Here is a 10,935-nt window from a genome sequence, read left to right as displayed (position 1 = left end):
TTCGGAATCAGACGAGCGGTTTAGGCTCGTGCTGTTTTTCCTCGGTCGCCTGGTGATGCTCGACCGCGTCCTGAACGGAGCGTGGCGCTTCGGCGATCACCGATTCAACCACGGCCTCTTCAGTTACGGCAGCAACCTCGACCACTTCAGCCGCCGGAGCAGCAGCGGCAGCCAGTTCGGCTTCCTTTTGCAGGCGCTCGGCTTCACGCTTGCGGCGACGCACTTCACGTGGGTCGTTTGGCGCACGGCCGTTTGGCGTCAGGGCGCTGACCGGAGCGGCTTCAACCACTGGAGCAGGGGCTTCAGCAACGACTGGCGCTTCGACCACCGGTGCTTCAACGACAGGCGCTGGAGCAGGTTCGCTCACTTCAACCACTGGCTCGGCAGCCTTGGCTTCTTCAACCACTGGGGCCGCAACGACTGGCGCTGGTGTTTCAGCGACGGCAGGCTCGGCAACCCAGTTGAACGCGGTCTGTTCTTCGCGAACTTCACGCACGGTTTCGGTCACGGTTTCAGCGACAGTTTCAGCCGGTTCTGCGGCCATAACTGGCGCTTCAATGGCAGGTTCTGCAGCGGCTTCAACCTGAGGCAGAGTTTCTTGAACCGGTGCCACTTCGACTTCCGGAGCAGCAACCACTTCCACTGGGGTAGTGGCCTCAACAACCGGCGCTTCCACTGGAGCGGTTTGCTGAACAGTGGCGGTAGCGCGTTCGGCTTGCTCGTGAGCCTGTGCTTCGGCTGGAGCGCTGATCACGCTGCTGGCAACAGCGGCGGTCACGGCCAGGCCGGCAGCCAGATCGGCAGCGCTTGGTGCTGGTTCAGCGTTTTCGCCGGACTCGGATTCTTCCGAACCTTCGATCACGTTGCCGTTGGCATCACGCTGACGCTCGCGACGGTTGCTGCGACGACGCTGACCACGGGAGCGACGACGTGGACGATCGCCTTCGGCGTTGTCCTGACCGTCTTCCGGCAGTTGCTCTTCGTTGCTGTTCACTTCTTCTTCGGCGACGGCAGCAGCGGCCTGCTCGGCACGCGGTTGACGCTCTTCACGCGGCGGACGCGGTGCGCGCTCTTCGCGTGGCTGACGGGCTGGACGCTCTTCTGCGACCACAGCGGCAGCGGCAGCTGCTACGGGTGCAGCCGGAGCGGCGTCCAGAGGCTCGCGCAGTTCACGGACACGCTCTTCGCGCTCGCCACGTGGCTTGCGGTCTTCACGTGGCGCACGTGGTGCACGTTCTTCACGCGGAGCGCGTGGTGCGCGTTCTTCGCGGGCGGCTGGCGCTTCGCTGCGGGCTTCACGCGGCTCGCGAACCTCACGGGCTTCACGTGGCTGACGCTCTTCACGCGGTTCGCGTGGGGCGCGTTCTTCACGCGGTGCACGTTCTTCGCGCGGCTTGCGCTCTTCATCGCGGCGACCGTTACGGTTGCGGCTCTGCTGACGACCGTTGCGACGCTCTTCGTTGCGGGCGGGACGCTCGGTAGCCGGTTTTTCAACGACGACCGGAGCGGCTGGCTCTTCTTTGGTGGCGAACAGGCTGACCAGCGACTTCACCAGGCCCTTGAACAGGCTTGGCTCTGGCGCGGCAACCGGAGCCGGTGCAGCAGCGGCAGGCGCGGCGACTTCGGTCGGCACCGGCGCATTGGCACGGGCCGGCGCAGTCTTGACCGCAGCTTCCTGGCGAACCAGGGTGCGGGTCGCAGCGGCTGGCTGGACTTCTTCGACTTCGGCAGCGGCAGCAGCGATTTCATAGCTGGACTGGTTGGTCGCGGCTTCCGGGCTGTCGTCACGCAGACGCTGAACTTCGAAGTGCGGGGTTTCCAGGTGATCGTTCGGCAGAATGACGATACGGGCACGGGTGCGCAGTTCGATCTTGGTGATCGAGTTGCGTTTTTCGTTGAGCAGGAACGCGGCGACCGGGATCGGCACCTGAGCGCGCACTTCGGCAGTGCGATCTTTCAGGGCTTCTTCTTCGATCAGGCGCAGGATTGCCAGCGACAGCGATTCGACGTCACGGATGATGCCGGTGCCGTTGCAGCGTGGGCAGACGATGCCGCTGCTTTCGCCCAGCGATGGACGCAGGCGCTGACGGGACATTTCCAGCAGGCCGAAGCGCGAAATGCGGCCGATCTGCACGCGAGCGCGGTCGGCTTCCAGGCATTCGCGGACTTTCTCTTCCACGGCGCGCTGGTTCTTGGCAGGAGTCATGTCGATGAAGTCGATGACGATCAGGCCGCCGATGTCGCGCAGGCGCAACTGACGGGCGATTTCTTCGGCGGCTTCAAGGTTGGTCTGCAGCGCGGTTTCTTCGATGTCGCTGCCTTTGGTGGCGCGCGCCGAGTTGATGTCGATGGACACCAGGGCTTCGGTCGGATCGATGACGATGGAGCCGCCGGAAGGCAGTTCGACGACGCGCTGGAAAGCGGTCTCGATCTGGCTTTCGATCTGGAAACGGTTGAACAGCGGCACGCTGTCTTCATACAGCTTGATCTTGCTGGCGTACTGCGGCATCACCTGGCGGATGAAGGTCAGGGCTTCGTCCTGGGCTTCAACGCTGTCGATCAGCACTTCGCCGATGTCCTGGCGCAGGTAATCGCGGATGGCGCGGATGATCACGTTGCTTTCCTGATAGATCAGGAATGGCGCGGAGCGATCCAGCGAGGCTTCTTTGATGGCAGTCCACAGTTGCAGCAGGTAGTCGAGGTCCCACTGCATTTCTTCGCTGCTGCGGCCCAGGCCGGCAGTGCGCACGATCAGCCCCATGTCGGCGGGTGCAACCAGGCCGTTCAGCGCTTCACGCAGTTCGTTGCGCTCTTCGCCTTCGATGCGACGGGAGATACCGCCGGCACGCGGGTTGTTCGGCATCAGTACGAGGTAACGACCGGCCAGGCTGATGAAGGTGGTCAGGGCAGCGCCCTTGTTGCCACGTTCTTCTTTTTCGACCTGAACGATGACTTCCTGGCCTTCGCTCAGGACGTCCTTGATGTTGACGCGGCCTTCAGGGGCTTTCTTGAAGTATTCGCGGGAGATTTCTTTGAGGGGCAGGAAGCCGTGGCGCTCGGAGCCGAAATCGACAAAGGCAGCCTCAAGGCTTGGTTCGATGCGAGTGATACGGCCTTTGTAGATGTTGGCCTTCTTCTGCTCGCGTGCACCGGATTCGATGTCCAGGTCGTAGAGGCGTTGGCCATCTACCAGTGCAACACGCAACTCTTCGGGTTGAGTTGCGTTAATCAGCATTCTTTTCATGTAGTACCGTCGGTTTCCGGGCTGCCGGAAACGGCGTTCGGCACACACGACTTCTCACGGTCGGTGTCAGGTGCGTCGGGAGTGGTTGGCCATTCCCGTGTCCAGCGATGTCAGGCCAATTGGGCCGATATCGCGACGTACGCGTCCTGCTTGCTGTGGCTACTTAAGCACTCAGTCAGGAGGAGGAATCAACCAGCGGCTGTGGACGAGATGAAGCGTCTTGATAAAGCCTATTGCTACACAGTCCGGCGGTTGTGCATCTCCACCCTACACGTATCCCTGATAATTCGGGTGCTGCCGCGCGCAGAATCCGCAGCGGGTTGGCATTTACCGTGAGCTCCGAAAGGGGAGGTCACGCATCATGGCTAATTCAGGCGATGTTTCCGAAGCCTTCGCTCGGGGTCATCTGCAGCTGACTGCACTTTGTGAACTGGCCTCGAATATTTGCCTGTCAGGCGAGTGAAAACTCTGCTCGACGGTGTAATTCAGGCCTCATGTCACCTGCGCTTGTTACAACTGCAAACTCCACCGTTACGTAGCGAAAGCCCCGTAGGACGGCCTCGCGTCCTGGTGAATTGCGTTGGTCAGGGCCGGTTTTTGACCGTGGTTCCGCTGTCCAGGCCGCTTTTGGCGGCGTTCGCGACTATAGCAGCAATGATTAAGTGCTTCAATTCCATAAAAATTGTTATCATCCGCGGCATGACAACTACTGCCCCTTCGACTCCAGGCGTTCAACTGCTTGAAGTCTCGCCGGAGTATGCCGGCCAACGAATCGACAATTTCCTGCTAGCCCGGCTCAAAGGCGTGCCCAAGACCTTGATTTACCGCATTTTGCGTAAGGGCGAAGTGCGCGTGAACAAGGGTCGGATCAAGCCCGAATACAAGCTGCAGGCCGGCGATATCGTGCGCGTGCCGCCAGTTCGTGTGCCTGAGCGCGACGAACCGGTGCCTCTGGCCCAGGGCCTGTTGCAGCGTCTGGAAGCCTCGATCGTCTACGAAGACAAAGCCCTGATCGTGATCAACAAGCCCGCCGGCATTGCGGTTCACGGCGGCAGTGGCTTGAATTACGGCGTGATCGAAGCCTTTCGTCAGTTGCGTCCCGACGCCAAGGAGCTCGAGCTGGTTCACCGTCTCGACCGTGACACCTCCGGCCTGCTGATGATCGCCAAGAAGCGCAGCATGTTGCGGCACTTGCACGCCGCCTTGCGCGGTGACGGTGTCGACAAGCGCTACATGGCGCTGGTGCGCGGCAACTGGGCGACCTCGATCAAGCAAGTCCGTGCGGCGCTGGGCAAGAGCAACCTGCGCTCCGGTGAGCGCATGGTCGAGGTCGACGAGGAGGAGGGCAAGGAATCGGTGACCGTGTTCAAGGTCCTGCGGCGTTTCGGCGACTTTGCCACCCTGATCGAAGCCAAGCCGATCACCGGGCGCACCCACCAGATCCGCGTCCACACCTTGCACGCCGGGCACTGCATTGCCGGCGACACCAAGTACGGCGATGACGGTTTCAGCAAGGAAATCCGTGATCTGGGCGGCAAGCGTCTGTTCCTGCACGCCTACATGCTGACCGTGCCGCTGCCCGATGGCGGTGAGCTCAAGTTGCAGGCGCCGGTGGATGAAATGTGGGCCAAGACCGTGGAGCGATTGAGTGCGCCCATCTGATTACAAACTGCTGATTTTCGATTGGGACGGCACCCTCGCCGATTCCATTGGTCGGATTGTCGAGGCGATGCATTCTGCGTCCGCGCGTTCCGGTTTCGAGTTGCGCGATGATTTTGCCGTCAAGGGCATCATCGGCTTGGGCTTGCCCGAGGCGATCCGCACCTTGTACCCGGACATCAGCGATGCCGAGATGACCTTGTTTCGCGAGTATTACGCCGATCACTACATCGCGGCGGAAGCCGTGCCTTCGCCGTTGTTCGAAGGTGTAGTCGAGTCGATGGCGTCGTTTCGCGAGCAGGGCTATCACCTGGCTGTCGCCACCGGCAAGAATCGTCGCGGACTGGATCGGGTGCTCAAGGCCAATGGCTGGGAAGATTATTTCGATATCACCCGCGCCGCTGACGAGACTGCGAGCAAGCCGCATCCGTTGATGCTCGAGCAGATTCTCGACCATTGCGGCGTGCGGCCCGAGCAGGCGCTGATGGTCGGCGATTCGTCCTTCGATCTGCTGATGGCGCGCAATGCGGGCATGGCGTCGGTGGCAGTCAGTTATGGCGCGCAGTCGATCGAGTCGCTGCAGCAGTTCGAGCCGCGTCTGTCGATTGACCGTTTTAGTGAATTGCACGCCTGGCTTGGGCAGCAGGCTTAATACGTTTTTGCTGGGGTGCCGCGCATGACCGACGAATGGAAAGCACCGGCCAAGGCAAGTGCCGACGACGGTGACGAGAAAAGCTGGAAGCTGCTGGAAAAGACGTTGCTGGCCAGTGTGCAGGAGCAGCGTCGCTCACGGCGCTGGGGGATTTTCTTCAAGCTGCTGACGTTTGTTTATCTGTTTGTTGCGCTGATCCTGTTCACGCCGCTGATGGACATGGAAAAGAGCGCCACTCGTGGGCCGAACTACACCGCGCTGATCGACGTCACCGGCATGATTGCCGACAAGGAGCCTGCGAGTGCTGACAACATTGTCGGCAGCCTGCGTGCGGCCTTCGAGGACAAAAAGGTCAAGGGCGTCATCCTGCGGATCAACAGTCCTGGCGGCAGTCCGGTGCAGTCGGGTTATGTGTATGACGAGATCAAGCGTCTGCGCGGCCTGCACCCGGATACCAAGGTGTACGCGGTGATTTCCGATCTCGGTGCGTCCGGTGCCTATTACATCGCCAGTGCGGCGGATCAGATCTATGCCGACAAGGCCAGTCTGGTCGGCTCCATCGGTGTAACGGCCGCCGGTTACGGGTTTGTCGGCACCATGGACAAGCTCGGCGTCGAGCGTCGCACTTATACCTCGGGCGAGCACAAGTCGTTTCTGGATCCGTTCCAGCCGCAGAAACCTGACGAGACTGCGTTCTGGCAGACCGTGCTGGATACCACGCACAAGCAGTTCATCAACAGTGTCAAGAAGGGGCGTGGCGATCGTCTCAAGGATAAGGAGCATCCGGAGTTGTTTTCCGGACTGGTCTGGTCGGGCGAGCAGGCGCTGCCGTTGGGCTTGATCGATGGCCTGGGCAATGCCAGCTCGGTGGCGCGGGATGTGATTGGCGAAAAAGAGCTGGTGGATTTCACCGTGCAGGAATCGCCGTTCGACCGCTTCTCGAAGAAGCTCGGTGCCAGCGTGGCTGAGCAGTTGGCGATGTGGATGGGTTTCCACGGGCCATCGTTGCGCTGATTTGTTGTAAAGATCAAAAGATCGCAGCCTGCGGCAGCTCCTACAGAGATCGATGTAGGAGCTGCCGCAGGCTGCGATCTTTTGCGTTAAGGGATTTGCACGTCCTCAAGCAGCAGCATGTCGATCAGGCGAATCAGTGGCAGGCCGATCAGGCTGGTGGCGTCAGGTCCTTCGGTGGACTGGAACAGACTCACGCCCAAGCCTTCGGCCTTGAAGCTGCCAGCGCAATCGTAGGGCTGCTCCAGGCGCAGGTAGCGCTCGATGCGCGCTTCGTCGAGCTGGCGCATGTGCACGGTAAACGGCACGCAGTCGACCTGGCAGTGGCCGGTCTGGCTGTTGAGCAGGGCCAGGCCGGTGAGGAAGGTCACGCTGGCGCCGCTGGCGGCCAGTAGCTGTTCGCGAGCCTTGTCAAAGGTGTGTGGCTTGCCGATGATCCGTTCGCCGAGTACCGCGACCTGGTCTGAGCCGATAATCAGATGAGCAGGGTGGCTGGCCGCCAGTGCGCGAGCTTTCTGTTCGGCGAGGCGCTTGACCAGTTCGATGGCGGATTCGCCCGGTTGGTGGCTTTCGTCGATATCCGGCGAGCTGCAGACGAACGGCAGGTGCAGGCGGGCGAGCAATTCCCGGCGATAGGTCGAGCTGGAAGCAAGTAATAAAGGCAGCATTGGCGTCTCCTGAGGCAGGTGCGAATTCTAGCGGAGGCACGCAAGTGACGGACAGGGCACAATTTCCTTTGACATGGGTGGGTGCATCCCTATAATGCTGCGCCTATGTTGAATGACCCGATTCCACCTCACGTTGACCCGCGCAAATTGGCTGACCGTGGCACCACCCTTCAAGGTGAACTGCTGCTGGCCGATTTGAAGAGACTCTGCGACCCGCTTTCCGACGATGTCGGTACGGTGCAGGCCAAATTCGTTTTTGAACGAGATGAACGTAAATCTGTGGTGATCCACAGCTTTATCGACACCGAAGTCAAAATGGTTTGCCAGCGTTGTCTTGAGCTGGTCACCCTGCCGATCCACAGCGAATGCAGTTACGCTGTAGTGAAGGAGGGTGCGAATACCCAGTCGTTACCGAAAGGTTATGACGTGCTGGAACTGGGCGAAGATCCATTGGATCTGCAGTCACTGATCGAGGAGGAGCTTCTGCTCGCCTTGCCCATTGTGCCTGCTCATCATCCGGAAGAATGCCAGCAGCCGGCGGGAGCAGATGAACCCGAACCGAGCGAGGACGAGGTAACGCGGTCCAACCCGTTCAGTGTATTGGCGCAGTTAAAGCGTGACCCAAACGTTTAGGAGTTAATCAATTATGGCTGTTCAGCAGAACAAAAAATCCCGCTCTGCCCGTGACATGCGCCGTTCGCACGACGCTCTCGAGGCTAGCACCCTGTCTGTAGAAAAAACCACTGGTGAAGTTCACCTGCGTCACCACGTATCGCCAGAAGGCGTATACCGTGGCCGTAAAGTGATCGACAAGGGCGCTGACGAGTAATCACTTGTCCGCTCAAGTCATCGCGATTGACGCAATGGGCGGGGACTTCGGTCCCCGCAGCATTGTTCAGGCCAGCCTTGCTTGCCTTTCTGCTACGCCCTCGCTGCACCTGACCCTTGTCGGTCAACCCTCCCTACTTGAAGAACTGATCAACGGCCAATCGGCTGCCGATCGCGCGCGCCTGACGATTGTTCCGGCGTCTGAAGTCATCACCATGGACGAAAAGCCGACCCAGGCCTTGCGTGGCAAGCTGGACTCGTCGATGCGTATCGCCCTGGAACTGGTGCGTGACGGCAAGGCTCAGGCCTGTGTCAGCGCCGGCAATACCGGGGCGTTGATGGCGTTGTCGCGTTTCGTGCTCAAGACCTTGCCGGGGATTGATCGGCCGGCGATGGTGGCGGCGATTCCGACGCAGAAGGGCTACTGCCAGTTGCTCGATCTGGGTGCGAACGTCGATTGCAGCGCCGAGCATCTGTTGCAGTTCGCGGTGATGGGCTCAGTGGCGGCGCAGACGCTGGGCATCGCCCGGCCGCGTGTCGCCTTGCTGAATATCGGCACCGAAGACATCAAGGGCAATCAGCAGGTCAAGCTGGCGGCGACCTTGCTGCAGGCCGCGCGTGGCATCAACTACATCGGTTTTGTCGAGGGCGATGGCCTGTATCGTGGCGAGGCGGATGTGGTGGTCTGTGACGGTTTTGTCGGCAATATTCTGCTCAAGTCCAGCGAAGGCCTGGCGACGATGATCGCCGCGCGTATAGAAGCCTTGTTCAGGAAAAACTTTGCTTCCCGCGTGGTGGGTGCTTTGGCCTTGCCATTGATGAAACGCCTGCAGGCGGATCTGGCGCCGGCGCGACATAACGGCGCAAGCTTCCTCGGCTTGCAGGGCATCGTGGTGAAAAGTCACGGTTCGGCCGGGGTTCAGGGCTTTCAGAGCGCGATTCAGCGCGCGCTGATCGAGATTCAGGAGAACCTGCCCGAGCGCCTCCACGGTCGTCTGGAGGATTTGTTGTCTTAGGCGTTTTCGTCGGACAATGCTTAAATGTGACCGCCCGGTTCAAAGGGCCATCCAACTGTCAGTTTCTTGCGTCCCTCTAGCGGGATGCCATTTTTCCGACGACAAGATCATTAGGGGCTTGTTACATGTCTGCTTCCCTCGCATTCGTCTTTCCAGGACAGGGTTCGCAGTCCCTCGGCATGCTCGCCGAGCTGGGCGCGGAACATCCGCTGATCCTCGAAACATTCAAAGAAGCCTCTGAGGCTCTGGGCTATGACCTGTGGGCACTGACCCAGCAGGGCCCGGAAGAACTGCTCAATCAAACCGACAAAACCCAGCCGGCCATTCTGACCGCCTCGATCGCCCTGTGGCGTCTGTGGCTGGCTGAAGGCGGCGCGCGTCCGGCATTTGTTGCCGGTCACAGCCTGGGTGAATACAGCGCCCTGGTTGCTGCCGGCAGTCTGAGCCTGGCTGACGCGGTGAAGCTCGTTGAGCGCCGTGGCCAGCTGATGCAGGAAGCCGTTCCGGCCGGTCAGGGTGGCATGGCTGCGATCCTCGGTCTGGAAGACGCTGACGTGCTGGCAGCCTGCGCTGAAGCGGCGCAAGGCGAAGTGGTCAGTGCGGTGAACTTCAACTCGCCGGGTCAGGTAGTGATTGCCGGTGCCAAGGCTGCGGTTGAGCGTGCCATCGAAGGCTGCAAGGCCCGTGGCGCCAAGCGTGCCATGCCGTTGCCGGTGAGCGTGCCGTCGCATTGCGAACTGATGCGTCCGGCTGCCGAGCGCTTTGCCGAATCCATCGCCGCCATCGACTGGCAGGCGCCGCAGATCCCGGTAGTACAGAACGTCAGCGCGCAAGTGCCGGCCGATCTGGAAACCCTGAAGCGTGATCTGCTTGAGCAACTGTACAAGCCCGTTCGCTGGGTTGAATCGGTTCAGACGCTGGCTGCCAAAGGCGCGACCAATCTGATCGAATGCGGCCCGGGCAAAGTCCTGGCCGGTCTGAACAAGCGTTGCGCCGAAGGCGTTTCGACTTCCAACCTCAATACCCCAGACGCTTTCGCTGCCGCCCGCGCAGCGTTGGCCTGAATCAGGAGAAACTTGCATGAGTCTGCAAGGTAAAGTTGCACTGGTCACCGGTGCAAGCCGCGGTATCGGCCAGGCTATCGCACTGGAGCTGGGTCGTCAGGGCGCCATCGTTGTTGGCACTGCGACCTCCGCCAAGGGTGCCGAGGCGATTGCTGCGACACTGAAAGAGCACGGTATTCAGGGCACTGGTCTGGAACTGAACGTCACCAGCGACGAATCCGTTGCCGCCGTGATCGCAAGCATTCAGGAGCAGTTCGGCGCGCCGGCGATTCTGGTCAATAATGCCGGCATCACCCGCGATAACCTGATGATGCGCATGAAAGACGATGAATGGTATGACGTGATCGATACCAACCTGAACAGTCTGTATCGCCTGTCCAAGGGCGTTTTGCGTGGCATGACCAAGGCGCGCTGGGGTCGAATTATCAGTATTGGCTCGGTGGTGGGTGCCATGGGCAACGCAGGCCAAGTAAACTATGCAGCCGCCAAGGCCGGTCTGGAAGGTTTCAGCCGTGCGATGGCGCGTGAAGTCGGTTCGCGTTCGATTACGGTCAACTCGGTAACCCCAGGGTTCATCGACACCGATATGACCCGCGAACTGCCGGAAGCACAGCGTGAAGCCTTGCAGACGCAGATTCCGCTGGGTCGTCTGGGACAAGCTCAAGAGATCGCCTCGGTGGTCGCTTTTCTTGCATCCGACGGTGCGGCATACGTTACTGGGGCTACAATCCCGGTGAACGGTGGGATGTACATGTAAGTAAAATGTGACGGATTGCTTCAAAAAAATGTCATA

General features: G+C 60.4%; 10 protein-coding genes. 8 read left to right on the top strand and 2 right to left on the bottom strand.

Translation table 11 applies throughout. The annotated features are described in order from the left end of the window. Positions 1-7: 7 nt before the first annotated feature. A complete protein-coding gene (rne, locus tag AC1RBR_RS19545; protein WP_492566199.1) occupies positions 8-3,244 on the bottom strand; it encodes a ribonuclease E in 3,237 nt (1,078 codons plus the stop codon). A 699-nt stretch (positions 3,245-3,943) separates the two neighbouring features. On the opposite strand from rne, the gene rluC reads away from it, so the two are divergent. Genes rluC through sppA form a run of 3 tightly spaced genes read left to right on the top strand, consistent with a single transcriptional unit; the run spans position 3,944 to position 6,569 of the window. Further along, complete coding sequence (gene rluC / locus AC1RBR_RS19540; protein WP_007950779.1) at positions 3,944-4,906, top strand: 23S rRNA pseudouridine(955/2504/2580) synthase RluC; 963 nt, start codon at positions 3,944-3,946, stop codon at positions 4,904-4,906. Continuing rightward, the gene (locus AC1RBR_RS19535) at positions 4,893-5,555 is read left to right on the top strand and encodes an HAD-IA family hydrolase (RefSeq protein ID WP_095137202.1); all 663 of its coding nucleotides are present in this window, start codon (positions 4,893-4,895) and stop codon (positions 5,553-5,555) included. Before rluC ends, AC1RBR_RS19535 begins: the two co-directional genes overlap by 14 nt. Positions 5,556-5,579: 24 nt before the next feature. Next, positions 5,580-6,569 carry a signal peptide peptidase SppA gene (gene sppA / locus AC1RBR_RS19530; RefSeq protein ID WP_492566197.1) on the top strand — a complete coding sequence of 330 codons (990 nt, stop codon included), beginning with the start codon at positions 5,580-5,582 and terminating at the stop codon, positions 6,567-6,569. An 86-nt stretch (positions 6,570-6,655) separates the two neighbouring features. Here sppA and AC1RBR_RS19525 read toward each other — a convergent pair whose 3' ends face one another. Next, positions 6,656-7,234, bottom strand: coding sequence for a Maf family protein (locus AC1RBR_RS19525; RefSeq protein WP_095137204.1), 579 nt, complete (start codon positions 7,232-7,234; stop codon positions 6,656-6,658). Between the two features lie 105 nt (positions 7,235-7,339). Here AC1RBR_RS19525 and AC1RBR_RS19520 point away from each other — a divergent pair, with 105 nt between their 5' ends. From AC1RBR_RS19520 to fabG, 5 genes are all read left to right on the top strand, one after another. Continuing rightward, complete coding sequence (locus AC1RBR_RS19520; RefSeq protein ID WP_003204262.1) at positions 7,340-7,867, top strand: YceD family protein; 528 nt, start codon at positions 7,340-7,342, stop codon at positions 7,865-7,867. 13 nt (positions 7,868-7,880) lie between these two features. After that, positions 7,881-8,063: a 50S ribosomal protein L32 gene (rpmF, locus tag AC1RBR_RS19515; protein WP_003179396.1), complete on the top strand. Its 183-nt coding sequence runs from the start codon at positions 7,881-7,883 to the stop codon at positions 8,061-8,063. Between the two features lie 4 nt (positions 8,064-8,067). Continuing rightward, positions 8,068-9,078 (top strand): phosphate acyltransferase PlsX, encoded by a 1,011-nt coding sequence (gene plsX / locus AC1RBR_RS19510; protein ID WP_492566195.1) that lies wholly within the window; start codon positions 8,068-8,070, stop codon positions 9,076-9,078. Positions 9,079-9,203: 125 nt separating this feature from the next. Continuing rightward, complete coding sequence (gene fabD, locus AC1RBR_RS19505; RefSeq protein ID WP_492566193.1) at positions 9,204-10,142, top strand: ACP S-malonyltransferase; 939 nt, start codon at positions 9,204-9,206, stop codon at positions 10,140-10,142. A 16-nt stretch (positions 10,143-10,158) separates the two neighbouring features. Beyond that, complete coding sequence (gene fabG, locus AC1RBR_RS19500) at positions 10,159-10,899, top strand: 3-oxoacyl-ACP reductase FabG (RefSeq protein WP_027612356.1); 741 nt, start codon at positions 10,159-10,161, stop codon at positions 10,897-10,899. The last annotated feature ends 36 nt before the right edge of the window (positions 10,900-10,935 follow it).

Source organism: Pseudomonas sp. GW823-FHT01D03 (assembly GCF_058798255.1).
The sequence above is the reverse complement of the archived record's forward strand: the minus strand, read 5'-3'. Positions and strand labels throughout refer to the sequence as shown.

Bases quoted from the DNA above. Each gene is read 5' to 3' on its own strand.
- rne (WP_492566199.1), bottom strand. From the start codon at position 3,244: ATGAAAAGAATGCTGATTAACGCAACTCAACCCGAAGAGTTGCGTGTT.
- rluC (WP_007950779.1), top strand. From the start codon at position 3,944: ATGACAACTACTGCCCCTTCGACTCCAGGCGTTCAACTGCTTGAAGTC.
- AC1RBR_RS19525 (WP_095137204.1), bottom strand. From the start codon at position 7,234: ATGCTGCCTTTATTACTTGCTTCCAGCTCGACCTATCGCCGGGAATTG.
- fabG (WP_027612356.1), top strand. From the start codon at position 10,159: ATGAGTCTGCAAGGTAAAGTTGCACTGGTCACCGGTGCAAGCCGCGGT.
- fabD (WP_492566193.1), top strand. From the start codon at position 9,204: ATGTCTGCTTCCCTCGCATTCGTCTTTCCAGGACAGGGTTCGCAGTCC.
- AC1RBR_RS19520 (WP_003204262.1), top strand. From the start codon at position 7,340: ATGTTGAATGACCCGATTCCACCTCACGTTGACCCGCGCAAATTGGCT.
- sppA (WP_492566197.1), top strand. From the start codon at position 5,580: ATGACCGACGAATGGAAAGCACCGGCCAAGGCAAGTGCCGACGACGGT.
- rpmF (WP_003179396.1), top strand. From the start codon at position 7,881: ATGGCTGTTCAGCAGAACAAAAAATCCCGCTCTGCCCGTGACATGCGC.